This is a genomic window from Serratia odorifera (assembly GCF_041448735.1).
Classification (GTDB): domain Bacteria; phylum Pseudomonadota; class Gammaproteobacteria; order Enterobacterales; family Enterobacteriaceae; genus Serratia_F; species Serratia_F odorifera.
Genome location: NZ_JBGMUT010000010.1, coordinates 113662 through 133878 on the forward strand (window position 1 = coordinate 113662; position 20217 = coordinate 133878).

Annotated in this window: 16 protein-coding genes and 1 riboswitch; of the genes, 10 read left to right on the forward strand and 6 right to left on the reverse strand. The window is 57.0% G+C overall.

Annotated elements, in window-relative coordinates; translation table 11 throughout:
- Positions 1 to 47: 47 nt before the first annotated feature.
- Positions 48 to 944 (forward strand): methylenetetrahydrofolate reductase, encoded by an 897-nt coding sequence (metF, locus tag ACCC84_RS19750; protein ID WP_004956491.1) that lies wholly within the window; start codon positions 48 to 50, stop codon positions 942 to 944.
- 104 nt (positions 945 to 1048) lie between these two features.
- Here the strand turns inward: metF and ppc are convergent, their stop codons facing one another.
- Complete coding sequence (ppc, locus tag ACCC84_RS19755) at positions 1049 to 3694, reverse strand: phosphoenolpyruvate carboxylase (protein ID WP_039992470.1); 2646 nt, start codon at positions 3692 to 3694, stop codon at positions 1049 to 1051.
- A gap of 258 nt (positions 3695 to 3952) precedes the next feature.
- On the reverse strand, positions 3953 to 5098 hold the full coding sequence (argE, locus tag ACCC84_RS19760) for an acetylornithine deacetylase (protein ID WP_004956489.1): 1146 nt from the start codon (positions 5096 to 5098) through the stop codon (positions 3953 to 3955).
- A 217-nt stretch (positions 5099 to 5315) separates the two neighbouring features.
- Here argE and argC point away from each other — a divergent pair, with 217 nt between their 5' ends.
- From argC to argH, 4 genes are all read left to right on the forward strand, one after another.
- Entirely contained in the window at positions 5316 to 6329 is a 1014-nt protein-coding gene (gene argC / locus ACCC84_RS19765) for an N-acetyl-gamma-glutamyl-phosphate reductase (protein WP_371902188.1), read from the forward strand.
- 10 nt (positions 6330 to 6339) lie between these two features.
- Positions 6340 to 7113, forward strand: a complete 774-nt coding sequence (gene argB, locus ACCC84_RS19770; protein ID WP_004956486.1) for an acetylglutamate kinase — start codon at positions 6340 to 6342, stop codon at positions 7111 to 7113.
- A 27-nt stretch (positions 7114 to 7140) separates the two neighbouring features.
- Entirely contained in the window at positions 7141 to 8358 is a 1218-nt protein-coding gene (locus tag ACCC84_RS19775) for an argininosuccinate synthase (RefSeq protein WP_004956485.1), read from the forward strand.
- Between the two features lie 87 nt (positions 8359 to 8445).
- A complete protein-coding gene (gene argH, locus ACCC84_RS19780) occupies positions 8446 to 9819 on the forward strand; it encodes an argininosuccinate lyase (protein ID WP_004956484.1) in 1374 nt (457 codons plus the stop codon).
- 120 nt (positions 9820 to 9939) lie between these two features.
- Here the strand turns inward: argH and ACCC84_RS19785 are convergent, their stop codons facing one another.
- Together ACCC84_RS19785 and ACCC84_RS19790 are read right to left on the reverse strand one after the other, a co-directional pair.
- Positions 9940 to 11388: a dihydrolipoyl dehydrogenase gene (locus tag ACCC84_RS19785; protein WP_004956483.1), complete on the reverse strand. Its 1449-nt coding sequence runs from the start codon at positions 11386 to 11388 to the stop codon at positions 9940 to 9942.
- Positions 11389 to 11473: 85 nt separating this feature from the next.
- Positions 11474 to 12205 (reverse strand): glutathione peroxidase, encoded by a 732-nt coding sequence (locus ACCC84_RS19790; RefSeq protein ID WP_004956482.1) that lies wholly within the window; start codon positions 12203 to 12205, stop codon positions 11474 to 11476.
- A gap of 151 nt (positions 12206 to 12356) precedes the next feature.
- Between ACCC84_RS19790 and oxyR the strand changes: the two genes are divergently transcribed.
- A complete protein-coding gene (gene oxyR / locus ACCC84_RS19795; protein WP_004956481.1) occupies positions 12357 to 13274 on the forward strand; it encodes a DNA-binding transcriptional regulator OxyR in 918 nt (305 codons plus the stop codon).
- Here oxyR and sthA read toward each other — a convergent pair.
- Complete coding sequence (gene sthA / locus ACCC84_RS19800; RefSeq protein ID WP_039991404.1) at positions 13257 to 14654, reverse strand: Si-specific NAD(P)(+) transhydrogenase; 1398 nt, start codon at positions 14652 to 14654, stop codon at positions 13257 to 13259. The two genes, oxyR and sthA, sit on opposite strands and share 18 nt — an antisense overlap.
- Before the next feature lie 217 nt (positions 14655 to 14871).
- On the opposite strand from sthA, the gene fabR reads away from it, so the two are divergent.
- Both fabR and ACCC84_RS19810 read left to right on the forward strand, forming a co-directional pair.
- A complete protein-coding gene (gene fabR / locus ACCC84_RS19805) occupies positions 14872 to 15504 on the forward strand; it encodes an HTH-type transcriptional repressor FabR (RefSeq protein WP_039991402.1) in 633 nt (210 codons plus the stop codon).
- 14 nt (positions 15505 to 15518) lie between these two features.
- Positions 15519 to 15887 carry a YijD family membrane protein gene (locus tag ACCC84_RS19810; protein WP_198773828.1) on the forward strand — a complete coding sequence of 123 codons (369 nt, stop codon included), beginning with the start codon at positions 15519 to 15521 and terminating at the stop codon, positions 15885 to 15887.
- Between the two features lie 45 nt (positions 15888 to 15932).
- Here ACCC84_RS19810 and trmA read toward each other — a convergent pair whose 3' ends face one another.
- Entirely contained in the window at positions 15933 to 17036 is a 1104-nt protein-coding gene (gene trmA, locus ACCC84_RS19815) for a tRNA (uridine(54)-C5)-methyltransferase TrmA (RefSeq protein WP_004956476.1), read from the reverse strand.
- 119 nt (positions 17037 to 17155) lie between these two features.
- Positions 17156 to 17370: riboswitch (cobalamin riboswitch) on the forward strand.
- 70 nt (positions 17371 to 17440) lie between these two features.
- On the opposite strand from trmA, the gene btuB reads away from it, so the two are divergent.
- The gene (btuB, locus tag ACCC84_RS19820) at positions 17441 to 19306 is read left to right on the forward strand and encodes a TonB-dependent vitamin B12 receptor BtuB (RefSeq protein ID WP_102991051.1); all 1866 of its coding nucleotides are present in this window, start codon (positions 17441 to 17443) and stop codon (positions 19304 to 19306) included.
- A complete protein-coding gene (murI, locus tag ACCC84_RS19825) occupies positions 19251 to 20114 on the forward strand; it encodes a glutamate racemase (protein WP_039991400.1) in 864 nt (287 codons plus the stop codon). Before btuB ends, murI begins: the two co-directional genes overlap by 56 nt.
- Positions 20115 to 20217: the final 103 nt, after the last annotated feature.

Below are 20217 nucleotides of genomic sequence, written 5' to 3' on the forward strand. Positions count from 1 at the left end.
CTTATTAAAATGAAATAAAACAGCGATCGACGAGAGGCAGACAGGGTATGAGTTTTTTCCACGCAAACCAGCGAGAAGCGCTGAACCAAAGCCTGGCGGAATTAAACGGCCAGATTAACGTATCGTTCGAGTTTTTCCCGCCGCGTACCAGCGAAATGGAAGACACCCTCTGGCAGTCGATCGATCGTTTGAGCAGCCTCAAACCCAAATTTGTCTCCGTCACCTATGGCGCAAACTCCGGTGAGCGCGATCGCACCCACAGCATCATCAAGGGGATTAAGGATCGTACCGGGCTGGATGCGGCGCCGCACCTGACCTGTATCGATGCCTCACCGGCGCAGTTGCGCGCTATCGCCAGCGATTACTGGAACAGCGGTATTCGCCACATTGTGGCACTGCGTGGCGATCTGCCGCCGGGCAGTGGCAAACCGGAAATGTATGCCACCGATCTGGTGACGCTGCTGAAAGACGTCGGGGATTTTGACATTTCGGTAGCGGCCTACCCGGAAGTGCACCCGGAAGCCAAAAGCGCCCAGGCGGATCTGATTAACCTGAAGCGTAAGATTGACGCCGGTGCCAACCGTGCCATCACGCAGTTTTTCTTCGACGTGGAAAGTTACCTGCGTTTTCGCGATCGTTGCGTGGCCGCCAGCATCGACGTGGAGATCGTACCGGGCATTTTGCCGGTATCCAACTTCAAGCAGTTGCAACGTTTCGCTACCATGACCAACGTACGGGTGCCGAGCTGGATGACCAGTATGTTCGAAGGACTGGATGATGACCCGGAAACACGCAAAATGGTCGGTGCCAACATCGCGATGGATATGGTGAAGATCCTCAGCCGCGAAGGCGTAAAGGATTTCCACTTCTATACGTTGAACCGCGCCGAGATGAGCTATGCGATTTGCCATACGCTGGGCGTGCGGCCAATAGCGGCGGCCTGATAGATAGATGAACGATGCAAAAAAGCGCTGTATAAACAGCGCTTTTTTTATCGCGGTTGGAAAGACGAGGAAAGGAGGTGCCATCGCACCTCCTGCTTGCCAACTTAGCCGGTATTGCGCATCCCGGCGGCGACGCCGGCGATGGTGACCATTAATGCCTGCTCGACGCGTGCGTCTTGCTGGCCGTTTTCCTCTTGCTGACGTGAGCGGTGCAGCAGCTCCGCCTGCAGAACGTTCAGCGGATCGGTATAGACGTTGCGCAGCGCGATGGATTCAGCAATCCACGGCAAATCGGCCATCAGGTGATCGTCGTTGGCGATGGTCAGCACCACTTTGATGTCGCTGTCCAGCTGATCGCGCAGCTGTTTGCCCAACGGCCACAGAGACTTGTCTACCAGGCGCTGATCGTAATATTCCGCCAGCCACAAATCGGCTTTGGCGAACACCATTTCCAGCATGGCGATACGCGTCGAGAAGAACGGCCAGTCGCGACACATCGCCTCCAGCTGATCCTGCTTGCCGGCTTTCACCGCTTCTTGCAGACCGGCGCCGGCGCCCAGCCAGGCGGGCAGCATCAGGCGGTTCTGCGTCCAGGCGAAGATCCAGGGGATGGCGCGCAGGCTTTCTACGCCGCCGTTCGGGCGGCGCTTGGCCGGGCGTGAGCCCAGCGGCAGTTTGCCCAGCTCCAGCTCCGGTGTGGCGGCGCGGAAGTAGGGGACGAAGTCCGGATTTTCACGCACGTAGCCACGATACATTTTGCACGAGGTGTCGGACAGCTCGTCCATCAGCGTACGCCACTCTTTCTTCGGTTCCGGCGGTGGCAGCAGGTTGGCTTCGAGAATGGCGCCGGTATACAGCGCCAGGCTGCTGATGGTGACTTCCGGCAGGCCGTATTTGAAGCGGATCATTTCGCCCTGCTCGGTAACGCGCAGGCCACCCTTCAGGCTGCCCGGCGGTTGGGACAGCAACGCGGCATGCGCCGGTGCACCGCCACGGCCGATAGAACCGCCGCGCCCGTGGAACAGCGTCAGTGCGACCCCGGCTTTTTCGCAGGTTTTGATCAGCGCATCCTGCGCGCGATACTGCGCCCATGATGCCGCCATGACGCCGGCGTCCTTGGCCGAGTCGGAATAGCCGATCATCACCATTTGCTTGCCCTGAATGAAGCCGCGATACCAGTCGATATTCAGCAACTGGGTCATCACGTCGTCGGCATTATTCAGATCGTCGAGGGTTTCGAACAGCGGGGCGACCGGCAGCGCGAACGGGCAGCCGGCTTCCTTCAGCAGCAGATGCACCGCCAGCACGTCGGATGGCGTGCGCGCCATCGAAATCACGTAGGCGGCAATCGAGCCCTCTGGCGCTTCGGCAATCACCCGGCAGGTTTCCAGCACTTCCTGAGTGTCCGCGCTTGGTTGCCACTTCAATGGCACCAGTGGACGCTTGGAATTCAACTCGCGGATCAGGAATGCCTGTTTATCCGCTTCTGACCAGCTTTCATAGTCGCCCAGCCCCAGATAGCGCGTCAGTTCGGCGATCGCTTCGGTATGGCGGGTGCTTTCCTGACGCACGTCGATACGCACCAGTGGCACGCCGAAGCAGCGCACGCGGCGCAGGGTATCCAGCAGTTGGCCATTGGCAATGATGCTCATGCCGCACGCCACCAGCGATTGATAACAGGCGTACAGCGGCTCCCACAGCTGCTCGTTGTTCACCAGCAGGTCGTGCGGGCGTAGCATGCGTTCGCCCTTAAGGCGGCCTTCCAGGTACGCCTGTGAGCTCATCAACTGGCTGCGCAGGCGTTTCATGATTTCACGATACGGTTCTTGTACCGCGTCACCGCCGGCCAGCTCGCGCAGTTCCGGTGTACATTCGGTCATCGACAGTTCGGAAACCAGCACCTGAATATCGCGGGTGAATAGATCGCAGGCTTTCCAACGGCTCAGCAGCAGCACGTGGCGGGTGATTTCGGCGGTGACGTTCGGGTTACCGTCGCGGTCACCGCCCATCCAGGAGGTGAAGCGCACCGGCACCGCTTCCACCGGCAGGCGGTAGTCGATGGTGTTTTCCAACTGCTCGTTCAGTTCGCGCAGGAAGGCCGGGACGCCCTCCCACAGGCTGTTTTCCACTACCGCAAAGCCCCATTTGGCTTCGTCGATCGGCGTCGGTCGATTGTGGCGAATTTCGTCGGTATGCCACGATTGGGCAACTAACTGACGCAAACGGCGCATGATCTTGTTGCGTTCGTAATCGGCCAGGTCGTTGTGGTCAAGCTGGCTGAGGCAGCTATTCACTTCCACCAGTTTGTGGATCAGCGTGCGGCGGGTGATTTCCGTCGGGTGCGCGGTCAGCACCAGTTCGATCGACAGCTGATCTACCGCATCCTGCAGCGCTTTATTGCTGAGCTTTTTGTCTTTCAGCCGGCTGAACAGCTGCGTCAACACTTCCGGGTTGCTGGCCGCTTCGCCGTTGGGCGAAATGCTGTGGTACTGCTCGGCGACGTTGGTCAGATTGAGGAACTGGCTGAAGGCGCGCGCCACCGGCAACAGTTCGTCGTTGGACAGGTTTTGCAGCGTGTTCAGCAATTCCTGACGGTGCGCCTCGCTGCCGGCGCGTGACGATTTGGAAAGCTTACGGATGGTTTCAACGCGATCGAGAATATGCTCACCCAGCGCTTCTTTAATGGTTTCGCCGAGCAATTTGCCGAGCATACTGACATTACTTCGCATTGCCGAATATTGTTCGTTCATATAACCCCTGACCCATTTCGATATGATTTTTATCTTGTAAGTAAATTTCACGCGTGAGGCGAAGGGCGCCTGTTCCATGCAATCGCGTGCCTGTCCAATGGTCAATTGACACTATTTTTAGCAAAAAAACATCAAAATCGGCGCTTTTTCTGAAATTTAATTACGCCCCGCGGGTTATCAGTCTGGCTTATCACGCGAGCGTTCTACGCCTTTATAGGTAGGGGCATGATAAGACATTGCCCCTATCATTTCTCTGGTTTATTGATGGCAGAAATGATCGACCAATTGGCCCAACAGCTTGCGCGTCGGCTCGATAAAGGCGGTATCAATGTATTCATCAGGCTGGTGGGCCTGATTGATTGAACCCGGTCCCAGCACCAGCGTCGGGCAGACTTCCTGTACGAAAGGCGCCTCGGTGCAATAGTTGACCACTTCGGTGCGCGAGCCCAGCAGCTTTTCGATCACCGCGACCATATGATGATCGGTTGGGCACTCATAGCCGGGGATCGGCGGGTGCAGTTCGTCAATGGTCAAGCGTCCTGGCCAGCGTTCGCTGACCGGCGCCAGCGCGCTGTGCAGCAGTTCGTTGATGTTATCCAGCGTCATGCCCGGCAGCGGGCGAATATCCATATGCAATTCACAGCAGGCGCAGATACGGTTAGCCGCATCGCCGCCATGGATATGTCCAAAGTTCATCGTCGGATACGGCACGGCAAAGGCTGGATTGTTATAGCGTTGCTGCAAGGTGTTACGCAGTTCCATTAAATGGCCAATGGATTCATGCATCAGATCGATGGCATTGACGCCGCGCGCCGGATCGCTGGAGTGGCCGGATTGTCCGGTGATACGAATCGCATTGGAAATATGCCCCTTGTGCGCCCGCACCGGTTGCAGCGAGGTCGGTTCGCCGATAATGGCGAAATCCGGCCGGATCTGACTGGAGGCGGCAAAATAGCGCGCACCGGCCATGGTGGTTTCTTCGTCGGCGGTGGCCAGCACATACAGCGGTCTGGTCAGTTTGCTGGCGTCAATGTCACGTACTGCATCGAGAATAAAGGCGAAGAATCCCTTCATGTCGGCGGTGCCGAGGCCGTACAGCTTGTTGTCGTGTTCGGTCAGGGTGAACGGATCGCGCGTCCAGCGCCCTTGATCGTAGGGCACGGTATCGGTGTGGCCGGCCAGCAGCAGGCCGCCGCTGCCTTCGCCGATACTGGCCAGCAGGTTGAACTTGTTGCGGGTGTCCGGTACCGGCTGCACGTCGACACGGAAGCCCAAATCACTAAACCATCCGGCCAACAAGTTGATTAATGCTTCATTACTCTGATCGAGAGCGCCATCGGTGGCACTGATCGAAGGAGTGGCGATCAACGCCCGGTACAGCTCAATAAATGGAGGTAATTTCATCTTCACTGTTGACAGCCTTTGGTTAGGATAGTATCAATATTCATGCATTTATTTTGAATAAAAATACAGTAAGCTGGAGCGTAAGGGAACCCGAAGCCCGGATGTTTATAAAAACATCAACGCTCACCCACGTGGGCGATCGGCGTAACAACGCGAGTGAGCCCTGCTACCGGGGTCGCAAGCGACCACATTGCACGTTTATAAGGTGAAAGGCCACATGTTGAATACGCTGATTGTTGGTGCCAGCGGCTATGCCGGAGCAGAGCTCACGGCTTACCTGAATCGCCACCCACATATGAACATAACCGCTTTAGCGGTTTCAGCGCAAAGTGCAGATGCAGGAAAATTGCTTTCCGATCTGCATCCCCAGTTGAAAGGTATCGTCGATCTGCCGCTGCAGCCGCTGGTTGACGTTGCACAAGCGGCCAAAGGCATCGACGTGGTGTTCCTGGCCACCGCCCATGAAGTCAGCCATGACATTGCACCGGCGTTCCTGGCTGCCGGCTGCGTGGTGTTCGATCTGTCCGGCGCCTTCCGCGTACAGAGCGCCGAGTTTTATCAGCAATATTACGGTTTCGAACATCAACATGCCGATTTGCTGGAACAGGCGGTATATGGACTGGCGGAATGGCAGAGTGAACATATCAAACAGGCGCAGTTGATCGCGGTGCCGGGCTGCTACCCGACCGCCGCCCAATTGGCGTTGAAACCGTTGCTCGAACAGCAGTTGCTGAATCTCGATCAGTGGCCGGTGATCAACGCCACCAGCGGCGTCAGCGGTGCCGGGCGCAAGGCCAGTGTGAATACCAGTTTTTGTGAAGTCAGCCTGCAGCCGTATGGCCTCTTCAACCACCGTCATCAGCCGGAAATCGTCGCGCACCTGGGGACGCCGGTCATCTTTACGCCACATTTGGGGAATTTCCCACGTGGTATTTTGGCCACCATCACCTGTCGCCTGAAGGCCGGCGTAAGCGCCCAGCAGGTAGCGGCCGCTTACCAGGCCGCCTATCACGACAAACCGCTGGTGCGGCTGTATGCCAACGGCGTGCCGGCGCTGAAGGCGGTGGTTGGTCTGCCGTTCTGCGATATCGGTTTCGCGGTGCAGGGCGAGCATCTGATCGCCGTGGCGGCAGAAGACAATCTGTTGAAAGGCGCGGCCGCACAGGCGGTGCAGTGCCTTAATATTCGTTTTGGGTTCCCGGAAACCCAGTCACTCCTTAAATCAGCGTGAGTAAACAGCGATGAATCCGTTAATTATCAAGTTAGGTGGCGTGCTATTAGACAGCGAAGAAGCGCTGGAGCGTTTGTTTACCGCGCTGGACAGCTATCGCGCCCAGTATCAACGTCCGTTGGTGATCGTTCACGGCGGCGGCTGCGTGGTGGATGAGCTGATGAAGCAGCTTGCCCTGCCGGTGGTGAAGAAAAACGGTCTGCGGGTTACTCCGGCCGATCAAATTGACATTATTACCGGCGCGCTGGCCGGCACCGCCAACAAGACCTTGCTGGCATGGGCGGTGAAGCATCAAATCAATGCGGTCGGCCTGAGCCTGGCGGATGGCGGCAGCGTTACCGTGACTCAGCTCGATCCGGCGCTGGGCCACGTTGGCAACGCGCAGCCGGGTTCGCCGCTGCTGGTACAGACCTTGCTGACGGCCGGTTATCTGCCGGTAATCAGTTCGATCGGCATTACCGCCGAAGGGCAACTGATGAATGTGAACGCCGATCAGGCCGCGACGGCGCTGGCCGCCACGCTGGGCGCCGATCTGATCCTGTTGTCGGACGTCAGCGGTATTCTCGACGGCAAAGGCCAGCGTATTGCAGAAATGACGGCGCAAAAAGCGGAACAGCTGATCGCACAAGGCATTATTACCGATGGTATGGTGGTGAAGGTGAACGCGGCGCTGGATGCAGCCCGTACCCTTGGCCGCCCGGTAGATATCGCCAGCTGGCGCAATGCGGAAAAACTTCCGGCCCTGTTTAACGGCGAGTCTATCGGCACCCGGATCCTCGCTTAAATCAAGAATTAAAAAGGAATCAACAACATGCAAAACCAAGGCATCAAAAAAATCGTTCTGGCGTACTCCGGTGGCCTGGATACTTCCGCCATCATTCCGTGGCTGAAAGAAAACTACGGCGGCTGTGAAGTGGTCGCTTTCGTTGCGGATATTGGCCAGGAGCGCGGCGATCTGGAAGGCGTTGAGCAAAAAGCGCTGCAATCCGGTGCCTCTGAATGCCATGTGGTCGATCTGCGTGAAGAGTTTATTCGCGATTACGTTTATCCGGTGCTGCAGACCGGCGCGCTGTATGAAGGTACCTATCTGCTGGGAACCTCGATGGCGCGGCCAATCATTGCCAAGGCGCAGGTTGAGCTGGCGCTGAAAGTAGGCGCCGATGCGCTGTGCCATGGTGCGACCGGCAAGGGCAACGATCAGGTGCGTTTCGAAACCACCTACACCGCGCTGGCGCCGCAGTTGAAAGTGGTGGCGCCGTGGCGTGAATGGAATCTGCGTTCCCGTGAGGCGCTGCTGGATTACCTGAAAGAGCGCAATATTCCGACCACCGCATCGCTGGAAAAGATCTACAGCCGTGACGAAAACGCCTGGCATATCTCCACCGAAGGCGGCGTACTGGAAAGCCCGTGGAACGCGCCGAACAAAGATTGCTGGGTATGGACTGTCGATCCACAGGACGCGCCGGACCAGCCTGAGCAAGTCACCATCACCGTCGAAAAAGGCCGCGTGGTGGCGGTGGACGGCGAAGCCTTGACGCCGTACCAGTGCCTGGAAAAACTGAACGTGCTGGGCGCCAAACATGGCGTTGGTCGTATCGACATCGTGGAAAACCGCCTGGTGGGCATCAAGTCCCGTGGCTGCTACGAAACCCCGGGCGGCACCATCATGGTGGCGGCGCTGCGTGGCATTGAGCAGCTGGTTCTGGACCGTGACAGCTTCAAATGGCGTGAACAGCTGGGCTTGGAAATGTCCTATGTCGTTTACGACGGTCGCTGGTTTGCGCCGCTGCGTCGTGCCATCCAGGCCTCGGCCGAAGCGCTGGCGGAAGAGGTTAACGGTGAAGTAGTGCTGCAACTGTACAAGGGTCAGGTCACGGCGATTCAGAAGAAATCCACCAACAGCCTGTATTCGGAAGAGTTCGCCACCTTCGGCGAAGACGAAGTTTACGATCATAGCCATGCCGGCGGCTTTATCCGTCTGTTCTCACTGTCTTCACGCATCCGTGCGCTGAACGAAAAGAAAAAGTAAGTTTTCTCGGCGGTGACGTTGAGGGGCGCACGCTGTTGCGCCCCCGATGTTCTGAGCGACAAGCATAAAATATTCAGGAGCAAGATTATGGCACTTTGGGGCGGACGGTTCAGTCAGGCGGCGGATCAGCGGTTCAAACACTTAAATGACTCACTGCGTTTCGACTATCGTCTGGCAGAGCAGGATATCGTTGGCTCCGTGGCCTGGTCAAAAGCGCTGGTGACCGTCAACGTACTGACGGCGCAGGAGCAGCAGCAACTGGAACAGGCATTGAACGCATTGCTGCAACAGGTGCAGGCCGATCCGTTGGCGATTGTGCAAAGCGATGCCGAAGATATTCACAGCTGGGTGGAGCAGCAGCTGATCGACAAAGTCGGCGATCTGGGCAAAAAGCTGCACACCGGGCGTAGCCGTAACGATCAGGTGGCGACCGACCTGAAACTGTGGTGTAAACAGCAGATCGGTGAACTGCATCAGGCCATTGTGCAATTGCAGCAGGCGCTGGTGGCAACCGCTGACGCCAATCAGGACGCGGTGATGCCGGGTTATACCCACCTGCAACGCGCACAGCCGGTGACCTTTGCACACTGGTGTCTGGCGTATGTCGAAATGCTGGCGCGCGACGAAAGCCGCCTGCAGGATACGCTGAAGCGTCTGGACGTCAGCCCGTTGGGCAGCGGTGCGCTGGCCGGCACCGCATACCCGATCGATCGCGAACAGCTGGCGGGCTGGCTGGGTTTTGCATCGGCAACCCGCAACAGTCTGGACAGCGTGTCCGACCGCGATCACGTGCTGGAACTGCTGTCTAATGCGTCGATCAGCATGGTGCATCTGTCGCGCTTTGCCGAAGACCTGATCTTCTTCAACAGCGGTGAAGCGGCGTTTGTCGACCTTTCCGATCGGGTGACTTCCGGCTCTTCCCTGATGCCGCAGAAGAAAAACCCGGATGCGCTGGAACTGATCCGTGGCAAGTGTGGCCGCGTACAGGGCGCATTGACCGGTATGATGATGACGCTGAAAGGCTTGCCGTTAGCCTATAACAAAGACATGCAGGAAGATAAAGAAGGGTTGTTCGATGCGCTCGACACCTGGATGGACTGTCTGCAGATGGCAGCGCTGGTGCTGGACGGTATCCAGGTGAAGCGCCCGCGTTGCCAGGAGGCGGCGGAGCAGGGCTATGCCAATGCCACCGAACTGGCGGATTACCTGGTTGCCAAAGGCGTGCCGTTCCGCGAAGCACACCATATCGTCGGTGAAACGGTGGTGGAGGCTATTCGGCAAGGCAAGGCGCTTGAAGCATTGCCGCTGGCGGACTTGCAAAAGTTCAGCAGCGTGATTGGTGACGACGTGTATCCGATACTGTCGCTGCAATCGTGCCTCGACAAGCGTGCCGCCAAGGGCGGGGTATCGCCGCAGCAGGTCGCCAGCGCCATTGCCGAGGCAAAGCAGCGTCTGGCGTAACGCCAACGGCCAGTGAACATGGTAAAGGCGCGGCATGATGCTGCGCCTTTTGCTTTGTTGGCATGCATGACGCAAAAACCGGGCGGGTACCCGGTGAGTGGGATGCTTTGGCTGGTGAGGTTACTCGCCCGGACAGCGCTGGCAGCGTTCGGATTCGGCGGTCCCCAGTTTCAGCTTGGCCTGCAAGTCGCGCAGCGCGGTACGCAGCCCTTCTTCGATTACCGGATGGTAGAACGGCATGTCCAGCATTTGGTTGATGGTCATCTGCTGTTGATGCGCCCAGGCCAGCAGGTGCGCGATGTGTTCGGCGTCCGGGCCGATCATTTCGGCACCCAGGAAGCGACCGCTGCCCTGCTCGCCATAAACATGCAGCATGCCTTTGTTACGTAGCATGACGCGTGAACGCCCCTGGTTTTCGAACGACACCGCGCCGACCTCAAAGCAGCCGCAGGCGCTGAACTTCTGGCTGAGTTCGCGGAAGGTGGCACCGACCATGGCGATTTGCGGATCGGAGAACACCACCGAAATCGTGCTGCGGCGCAGGCCCGGTTTGACTTCCGGGTAACTGCCGGCATTTTCCCCGGCAATGCGCGCCTGATCGCTGGCTTCATGCAGCAGCGGCAACTGATTACTGGCATCACCGGCAATGAAAATATGCGGCACGCTGGTCTGCATGGTCAGGCGATCGGCCTGCGGCACGCCTTTGGCGTCCAGCTCCAGATGGGTGTTTTCCAGTCCCAGTTTATCCACGTTGGGCCGGCGACCGGTAGCGGCCAATACGTAATCCACCAGAATTTCCTGCGGGTTGCCATCCTGCCCCCGATAGCGGATGAAGACCTGGTCGCCCTCACGCTGCATCATGTCTACCTTGACGTCCGGATCGAGGTAAAACGCCTCCCCCAGCGTCTGGCTGGCGTATTGGCGCACCGTGCTGTCGGTCAATGGACCCACCGCGCCGCCAACGCCGAACACTTTGGTATCCACTCCCAGACGATGCAGTGCCTGGCCCAGTTCCAGACCGATGACGCCGGGGCCGAACACTGCTACCGAGCGCGGCAGATCGTCCCAATCGAACACTTGATCGTTGACGATCAGGCGATCGCCGAGAGCGTCCCAGGCGGCTGGCCAACTGGGGCGTGAACCGGTAGCGATGACGATGCGCTGGGCCGTGATGCGGGTATGTTCGTCCACCTGCAAGGTATTGTCGTCAATAAAGCGGGCATAACCGCTGATTTTGTCGTCCGCCGGAATGCTGTCGACGCCTTCTTGCACAAAACCGACGAACCGGTCGCGCTCGCGTTTGACGCGCGCCATCACTTCGCGGCCATTGATCGTGGTGTTGCCCGCCGGATGCACGCCGAAACCAGGGGCGCGTTCGATATGGTGCACCGCCTCTGCCGCGGCAATCAGCAGTTTGGAGGGCATGCAGCCCACGCGTGCACAGGTAGTACCGTAAGGGCCGCCTTCAATCATCACCACGCTCGGGGTGGAAAGTTTGGCTGCGCGGTAAGCGCCAAGCCCGGCGGTGCCGCCGCCGATCACCGCGACGTCTACATTCAGCTGTTTCATGTCAACACTCCGCTAGGATAAAAAAAGGCGGGTCATTTCACTGAGCCCGCCAAACGTTCACGTTGGATTTGCTTTTACTTATAAATCAGGCTGACAGGAATGATTCCAGATCGTCGCTGCCGCCAATGTGACGCCCGCCGATGAACACCTGCGGTACGGTAGCGCGGCCGCTGACGGCGCGCAGGCTGACGGTGGTGGCATCTTTGCCCAGCACGATTTCTTCATACTGAATACCGCGTTCTTGCAGCATCTGTTTTGCCTTGGCGCAGAATGGGCAGCCAGGTTTGGTGAACAGCGAAACGGATTCCTGCACTTTGAATTCCGGCGCCAGGTATTTCAGCATGGTGTCGGCGTCAGACACTTCAAACGGGTCGCCTGGCTTGTTGGGTTCAACGAACATTTTCTCAACCACGCCGTTGCGCACCAGCATCGAATAGCGCCATGAACGTGGGCCAAAGCCCAGATCGGCTTTTTCGACCAGCATGTTCATACCCTTGGTGAATTCACCGTTGCCGTCTGGCACAAAGGTGATGTTTTCAGCGTGTTGATCGGCTTTCCAGGCATTCATTACGAAAGTGTCATTGACGGATACGCACAGGATGCCGTCGACGCCGTGCTGTTTGAACACGTTGGACAGCTCGTTATAACGTGGCAAATGGCTGGAAGAGCAGGTTGGCGTGAATGCGCCCGGCAGTGAGAACACAATCACGGTTTTGTTTTTGAACAGGTCATCAGTGGTTACATCAATCCATTGGTCGCCCTGGCGAGTGTGGAAAGTAACCTGAGGGACTTTTTTGCCTTCTTGACTGGTAAACATTGAATAACCCCTTAATTAGGAAAAATAATTTTTTGCTGTTGACGTCATGTCGTTTGCTTGGTGGACATTATTCACGCTAGGGCTTGATAGATCTAATCGCTGATTGCTATCTTATCTATCGCTACGAGCTATCGTGGCCTGGAGGGAAACAATGAATATTCGTGATTTAGAATACCTGGTCGCCTTGGCCGAGCACCGCCACTTCCGGCGCGCTGCCGACTCATGCCATGTCAGTCAACCAACGCTCAGTGGGCAGATCCGTAAACTGGAGGACGAACTGGGCGTAATGCTGCTGGAACGCACCAGCCGTAAAGTGCTGTTCACCCAGGCGGGTCTGCTGCTGGTGGAGCAGGCGCGCACCGTTCTGCGGGAAGTCAAGGTGCTGAAAGAAATGGCCAGCCAGCAGGGGGAAGCCATGTCGGGGCCGTTGCACATTGGTCTGATCCCGACCGTTGGGCCGTATCTGCTGCCACAGATTATCCCGACGTTACATAAAACGTTCCCGAAACTGGAAATGTATCTGCACGAAGCGCAAACCCAGCAGCTGCTGGCGCAGCTCGACAGCGGCAAGCTGGACTGTGCCATTCTGGCGCTGGTGAAGGAAACAGAAGCGTTTATTGAAGTGCCGCTGTTCGATGAGCCAATGAAGCTGGCGGTGTATTCGGATCACCCATGGGCACAACGTGAGCGCGTGGCGATGCCGGATCTGGCGGGCGAAAAACTGCTGATGCTGGAAGACGGGCACTGTCTGCGCGATCAGGCGATGGGCTTCTGTTTCCAGGCCGGTGCGGACGAAGACACCCATTTCCGCGCCACCAGCCTTGAAACGCTGCGTAACATGGTAGCGGCCGGCAGCGGCATTACGCTGTTGCCGTCATTGGCGGTGCCAAACGCGCGTGAGCGCGACGGCGTGTGCTATCTCGACTGCTACAAACCGGAACCGAAGCGCACCATTGCCCTGGTGTATCGCCCCGGTTCCCCTTTGCGCAGCCGCTATGAGCAGTTGGCCGAGGCGATCCGCGAGCACATGCAGAGTTACATGGGCTCGGTGTTAAAACAGGCGGTTTAAGCCGTTTAACGCCGCCACCCGATAGGCTTCGGCCATGGTCGGATAGTTGAAGGTAGTATTAACGAAATACTCGATGGTATTACCTCCATTCTTCTGTTCCATGATTGCCTGGCCGATGTGGATGATCTCCGCCGCACGCTCGCCAAAGCAGTGAATGCCCAGGATTTCCAGCGTGTCGCGGTGGAACAGGATCTTCAGACTGCCGACGCTCATGCCGGCGATCTGTGCGCGCGCCAGATGCTTGAACTGGGCGCGGCCCACTTCGTACGGCACTTTCATCGACGTCAGTTCCTGCTCGGTTTTGCCGACGGAGCTGATTTCCGGAATGGTGTAGATCCCGGTCGGGATGTCTTCAATCAGATGCGCGTTGGCTTCCCCGGAGGCAATGGCCTGCGCGGCAATGCGACCCTGATCGTAGGCCGCCGACGCCAGGCTCGGGTAGCCAATTACATCACCGACGGCATAGATATGCGCCAGCGCCGTCTGGTACATGCTGTTTACCTTCAGCAGGCCGCGGCTGTCGGATTCCAACCCGACGTTTTCCAGACCCAGCGCGTCGGTGTTGCCGGTACGGCCGTTGGCATACAGCAGGCAGTCGGCTTTCACCTTTTTGCCCGATTTCAGATGCACGATGACGCCGTCTTCGGTGCCTTCAATTTTCTCGAACTCTTCGTTGTGACGGATCACCACGCCATTGTTCCAGAAGTGATAAGACAGTGAGTCCGACATTTCCTGATCGAGGAACGCCAGCAACCGGTCGCGGGTGTTGATCAGATCAACCTTGACGTTCAGGCCGCGGAAAATCGACGCGTATTCGCAGCCGATCACCCCGGCACCATAGATAATGACGTGGCGCGGTTCATGGCTCAATTCGAGAATGGAATCACTGTCATAAATACGTGAATGGGTAAAATCAACGCTGGCCGGGTGATAGGGCCGCGAGCCGCAGGCGATCACGATGTGATCGGCGCGGATGGTATCTTGGGTGCCGTCCTGATAGGTAACGCTGACGGTATTGGCATCGATAAAACGCGCATCGCCGGCAAACAGTTTGCACTGGTTGCGCTCGTAAAAGCCTTGGCGCATGCGGGTCTGTTGGTTAATGACGTTGTCGGCGTGGCGGAGAATGTCAGGGAACGTGGCGCTGAGCGTACGGGAGTTATTGTAGAGCGGGTTCTGGTTGAATTCGATAATACGGCTGACGGCGTGGCGGAGGGCTTTGGACGGGATTGTGCCCCAATGGGTACAGCCGCCGCCGACATTATTGAACCGCTCGATCACCGCCACTCGGGCGCCTTGTTTAACCAGTCCCATGGCGGCGCCTTCACCACCAGGGCCCGAGCCGATAACAATGGCATCAAATTGATAGTGCTGTTGCATGTGAGGTTAGACCTATTCTTATACAAAATTACAACGGTATCTTAACATCATAGCGCTGTGCGCCCAATCACCATTAGGCTTTTTGAGGCAAAGCACAATCTGCACGGGTTGGAATTGTGAGCAGGCGCGTTTGTATAAATGCTGTTGCAATAAAATTTGCTATATTGCCACCCTTACGGCGTTAGACTGAGTGAATGGAATTTATCTGGATATGCATATGGGCGTCAGAGCACAACAAAAAGAACGGACGCGTCGCTCTTTGATCGAAGCGGCGTTCAGCCAGCTGAGCGCCGAGCGCAGTTTTGCCAGCCTGAGTCTGCGAGAGGTTTCTCGTGAGGCAGGTATTGCGCCAACCTCGTTTTATCGCCACTTTCGCGATGTGGATGAGCTGGGGTTGACCATGGTCGACGAGAGCGGCCTGATGCTGCGCCAACTGATGCGGCAGGCGCGCCAGCGCATCGCCAAAGGCGGCAGCGTGATCCGTACCTCGGTCTCGACGTTTATGGAGTTCATTGGCAATAACCCCAATGCATTTCGCCTGTTGCTGCGTGAGCGCTCCGGTACGTCCGCGGCTTTTCGTGCGGCGGTTGCGCGCGAAATCCAGCATTTTATCGCCGAACTGGCGGATTACCTCGAACTGGAAAACCATATGCCACGTAGCTTCACCGAAGCTCAGGCCGAAGCCATGGTCACCATCGTGTTCAGCGCCGGCGCTGAAGCGTTGGATATCGACATCGAGCAGCGGCGTCAGTTGGAGGAGCGGCTGGTACTGCAATTGCGGATGATTTCCAAAGGAGCCTATTACTGGTATCGCCGCGAGCAAGAAAGATCATCTGTCACCCACGTATAAGAAGGTAAAAAGTAATGGAAAAACCAGGCCGTGAGAATGGCACCTTACTGCTGGCGTTGATTGCCGGCCTTTCGATCAACGGTTCTTTCGCCGCGTTGTTCAGCTCGGTGGTACCGTTTTCGATCTTCCCGCTGATCGCACTGGTGTTGGCGGTGTACTGCCTGCATCAGCGTTACCTTAACCGGGTGATGCCGGACGGCATGCCCAAGTTGGCCGCGGCGTGTTTCGTGCTGGGTTTATTGATATACAGCGCCATCGTACGTGCGGAATACCCGCAAATCGGCTCGAACTTCCTGCCATCGATCCTTTGCGTGGTGCTGGTGCTGTGGATTGGCATCAAACTGAAGGCGCGCAAGACGCTGGGTGGTCAATCGCAGCCATAATGCTGCCGGCCCGGGTGTCCCGGGCCTTATTGCTGCCGGTTGGCGCTAGACGCGTTTTTCCAACAGTACGCCGCATTCCATATGGTGGGTGTAGGGGAACTGATCGAACAGCGCCAGGCGGGTAATGTCATGCGTGGCCTGCAAGGTATCCAGGTTGGCGCTCAGCGTTTCCGGGTTGCAGGAAATATACAGGATGCGTGGATAGGCCTGTACCATCTTCACCGTTTCGTCATCCAGCCCACTACGTGGCGGATCGACAAAAATTGTCTCACAGTTATAGCTGCTTAAATCAATGCCTTGCAGACGATTAAAGCTGCGTACGCCGTTCATCGCCTGGGTAAACTCTTCCGCTGCCATACGAATGATTTGCACATTGTCTACCTGATTGGCGGCGATATTGTATTGTGCGGCGGCCACCGATGGCTTGGCGATTTCCGTTGCCAGCACGCGATCGAAATTGCGCGCCAGCGCCAGAGAAAAGTTACCGTTGCCGCAGTACAGTTCCAGCAAATCCCCCTTGGCATGCCGTGTGACGTCCAGCGCCCATTCCAACATGGCAACGTTTATCGCCGCGTTGGGCTGGGTGAAGCTGTTTTCCACCTGGCGGTAAATCATGTCGCGCCCTGCGACCGGCAGCACTTCATCGATGTAATCGTGATCCAGGGTGATTTTCATTTTAGAGGCGCGGCCAATCAGTTGCAGATCGAAACCCTGGGCGCGCAGATCATCGCGCAATTGCTCCGCGTGCCGTTGCCATTCATCGTCCAGCTTGCGGTGGTACAGCAGCGACGCGATGATTTTACCGCTTCGGGTTGACAGGTAATCGATCTGGAACAGTTTGCGGCGCAGAACGGGCTGCGGTTTGATGGCGGCGATCAGCGCGGTCATCAGGCGGTTGATCAGTTCGCTGGCGGCGGGAAAGCGGTCAACGCGAATCCGCTGCTTGGTCTGCTGGTCGAACATGATGTGGTACATCTCATCATCGTCGTGCCAGATGCGGAATTCGGCGCGCATACGGTAATGGCTCACTGGCGAGCGGAACACTTCCGGCTCGGGTGCCCCGAACGGCGACATCATGGACGCCAGCCGCTGGGTTTTCTCCGTCAGCTGTTCGTCGTAGCGTTCAATAGGCAGGTTCTCGGGCGTCATGGTCTTCTCGTCAGTCAAATTGGATCAGCGGGGATTGTAGGGAATTGGGCAGTGAAGTCCAGTTTTGTCAGCCTTATTATTTGTTACATTATTGGAAGTCTAGACATCCATTTACATTGATCGTAGCATTGCTGTCCGGCCTCAAGCAGCGAGTGAAAAGGGAATCCGGTGAGAATCCGGAGCTGACGCGCAGCGGTAAGGGGAAGTCACGGCGATAGCATATATTAATGCAGACACTGTCCACTGCTGGATGGGAAGTCATCGCCCGGTGTCGATTGGGTTGCGCAATCGACAAGTCCCAAGCCCGAAGACCTGCCGGTACTACGTCGCATTATTCATGACTGTCGCGAATCACCAGTCCATGAACCTGCGGCATCCGCAGATATGTTTGGATGCTTTTCCCAATGACAATGATAAAAAATACGCTGCTGTCGGTGGTTACCTCCGTCACGGCCTTTTCTGGATGGGCGCAAGACAACACCACGACCAATCACAGCGATAAACTGGTGGTTACCGCCAACCGTTTTCCTCAGCCGGTATCTTCGGTTCTGGCGCCGACCTCCGTCGTCACCCGTACTGATATCGATCGCTGGCAGGCCAAAAGCCTGACCGATGTGATGCGCCGTTTGCCGGGAGTGGATATTGCCCAGAACGGCGGCTTGGGGCAAAACAGCTCGCTGTTTGTACGTGGCACCAATTCCAGCCACGTATTGGTACTGATCGACGGCATCCGTCTGAATCAGGCTGGCGTCAGCGGCTCTTCCGATCTCAGCCAAATTCCTATTTCGCTGGTGCAGAAAATTGAATATATCCGTGGGCCGCGTTCGGCGGTGTATGGCTCCGACGCGATTGGTGGCGTAGTCAACATTATCACTACGCGAGAAAACAACGGCACTACGCTTTCCGCCGGGCTGGGTTCCAACGGCTATCAGGCGTATGACGCATCGACCCAGCAGCCGCTGGGGGACGACACCGTGGCAACGCTGGCGGGCAACTATACCTATACCAAAGGGTATGACGTGGTGGCTTATGGCAATACCGGCATGCAAAGCCAGCAGGATCGCGACGGTTTCATGAGCAAGTCGCTGTATGGCGCCATACAGCACCAGTTTACCGAACAGTTCAGCGGTTTCGTGCGCGGTTACGGCTATGACAACCGCACGGCCTATGATAGCTATTATTCACCGGGCGCTGCGCTGGTGGATACACGCAAGCTTTATAGCCAGACCTGGGACAGTGGGGTACGTTACCAGCAGGGCATTTATGCGACGCAGCTGATTGGCAGCTACAGTCACAGTAAAGACTACAACTATGATCCGCGTTTGGGCCAGTACGCCAGTTCGGCGCGACTGGACGATGTGGAACAGTACAACCTGCAATGGGGTAACACGCTGCAGGTCGGGCGTGGCACGGTGAGCGCCGGTGCCGATTGGCAGGATCAGAAAATCAAACCAAACACCGCCTCGGTGAGCGAAGAGAAAAGCCAGCGCAATACGGGCCTGTACCTGACCGGTCAGCAACTGGTTGGCCCGGTGACGCTGGAAGCCGCCGTGCGTGGTGACGACAACTCCGAATTTGGCTGGCACGGCACCTGGCAGACCAGCGCGGCCTGGGAGTTTGTCGAAGGATATCGCCTGGTGGGGTCTTACGGCACCGCCTTCAAAGCACCGAACATGGGCCAGCTGTATAGCGACTTTTATGGCAATCGCGATCTGAAACCAGAAGAAAGCAAGCAGTGGGAAGGTGGCTTCGAAGGGCTGACCGGGCCAGTGACCTGGCGCGTTTCTGCTTACCGTAATGACATCGACAACCTGATCGACAGCGATCCGGTGAGCTACCGTTATTACAACATCGGTAAAGCGACCATCAAAGGCGTTGAGGCGACCGCTTCGTTTGAAACCGGCCCGTTGACGCATCAGATTGGCTACGACTACGTTGACCCGCGCAACGCCAAAACCAATGAGGTTCTGCTGCGCCGCGCCAAACAACAGGTGAAGTATGAACTGGATTGGCAGGTCTATGACCTGGACTGGGCGGTGACCTATCGTTATCTGGGGCAGCGTTTTGACAAAGATTACAGTAGCTACCCGAGCGAGACGGTCAAACTCGGCGGCGTCAGCCTGTGGGATCTCGCCGTTTCGTATCCAGTCACATCACATCTGACAGTTCGTGGTAGAATTGCCAACCTGTTTGATAAAGATTATGAGACGGCATATGGCTACGCTACTCCAGGAAGAGAATACTCCCTCACTGGAAGCTATACCTTCTAATTCCACCGCGACTCCACGCCCGACGGTGTTGGTATTTGATTCCGGCGTCGGTGGACTTTCGGTGTATCAAGAGGTCCGGCAATTGCTGCCGGACCTGCACTATATATACGCTTTCGATAACGTGGCGTTTCCGTACGGCGAAAAGTCTGAACAGTTTATCGTTGAGCGGGTATTGGAGATTGTCGGCGCGGTGCAGCAACGTTACCCGTTGGCGATTGTCATTATTGCCTGCAATACCGCCAGCACCGTTTCCCTGCCAGCCTTGCGCGCACGTTTCAGTTTCCCGGTAGTGGGTGTAGTACCCGCCATCAAGCCTGCCGCCAAGCTGACCGCCAACGGCATCGTTGGCCTGCTGGCGACGCGCGGTACCGTACAGCGTAGCTATACCCATGAGCTGATCGCCCGTTTTGCCACCGACTGCAAAATCGAACTGCTGGGTTCTTCGGAGCTGGTTGAACTGGCAGAAGCAAAGCTGCATGGCGAAGAGGTGCCGTTGGCGGCGTTGAAGAAGATCCTGCAACCGTGGCTCAGCATGCGCGAGCCACCAGACACGGTCGTGTTGGGTTGCACTCATTTCCCGCTGTTGGCCGACGAGCTGATGCAGGTATTACCGCAGGGCACCCGCCTGGTGGATTCCGGTGCGGCAATCGCCCGTCGGGCTGCGTGGTTGATCTCGTCCCAGGAAAATTTGCGATCATCGCAAGAAGAGAACGTTGCCTATTGTATGGCGTTAAATGACGATACCGACGCTTTATTGCCCGTTTTACAGAGTTATGGCTTCAATTCGTTGAAAAAACTGGCGATATAACGGCGATTTGATTAAATGTTCGACGGTTGAAAAGTTTTTTGAAATTAGGGGTTGCGGCCTTCTGAGAACTCCCTATAATGCGCCTCCACTGACCGGGAACAAC

Bases quoted from the DNA above. Each gene is read 5' to 3' on its own strand.
- metF (WP_004956491.1), top strand. From the start codon at position 48: ATGAGTTTTTTCCACGCAAACCAGCGAGAAGCGCTGAACCAAAGCCTG.
- ppc (WP_039992470.1), bottom strand. From the start codon at position 3,694: ATGAACGAACAATATTCGGCAATGCGAAGTAATGTCAGTATGCTCGGC.
- argE (WP_004956489.1), bottom strand. From the start codon at position 5,098: ATGAAATTACCTCCATTTATTGAGCTGTACCGGGCGTTGATCGCCACT.
- argC (WP_371902188.1), top strand. From the start codon at position 5,316: ATGTTGAATACGCTGATTGTTGGTGCCAGCGGCTATGCCGGAGCAGAG.
- argB (WP_004956486.1), top strand. From the start codon at position 6,340: ATGAATCCGTTAATTATCAAGTTAGGTGGCGTGCTATTAGACAGCGAA.
- ACCC84_RS19775 (WP_004956485.1), top strand. From the start codon at position 7,141: ATGCAAAACCAAGGCATCAAAAAAATCGTTCTGGCGTACTCCGGTGGC.
- argH (WP_004956484.1), top strand. From the start codon at position 8,446: ATGGCACTTTGGGGCGGACGGTTCAGTCAGGCGGCGGATCAGCGGTTC.
- ACCC84_RS19785 (WP_004956483.1), bottom strand. From the start codon at position 11,388: ATGAAACAGCTGAATGTAGACGTCGCGGTGATCGGCGGCGGCACCGCC.
- ACCC84_RS19790 (WP_004956482.1), bottom strand. From the start codon at position 12,205: ATGTTTACCAGTCAAGAAGGCAAAAAAGTCCCTCAGGTTACTTTCCAC.
- oxyR (WP_004956481.1), top strand. From the start codon at position 12,357: ATGAATATTCGTGATTTAGAATACCTGGTCGCCTTGGCCGAGCACCGC.
- sthA (WP_039991404.1), bottom strand. From the start codon at position 14,654: ATGCAACAGCACTATCAATTTGATGCCATTGTTATCGGCTCGGGCCCT.
- fabR (WP_039991402.1), top strand. From the start codon at position 14,872: ATGGGCGTCAGAGCACAACAAAAAGAACGGACGCGTCGCTCTTTGATC.
- ACCC84_RS19810 (WP_198773828.1), top strand. From the start codon at position 15,519: ATGGAAAAACCAGGCCGTGAGAATGGCACCTTACTGCTGGCGTTGATT.
- trmA (WP_004956476.1), bottom strand. From the start codon at position 17,036: ATGACGCCCGAGAACCTGCCTATTGAACGCTACGACGAACAGCTGACG.
- btuB (WP_102991051.1), top strand. From the start codon at position 17,441: ATGACAATGATAAAAAATACGCTGCTGTCGGTGGTTACCTCCGTCACG.
- murI (WP_039991400.1), top strand. From the start codon at position 19,251: ATGGCTACGCTACTCCAGGAAGAGAATACTCCCTCACTGGAAGCTATA.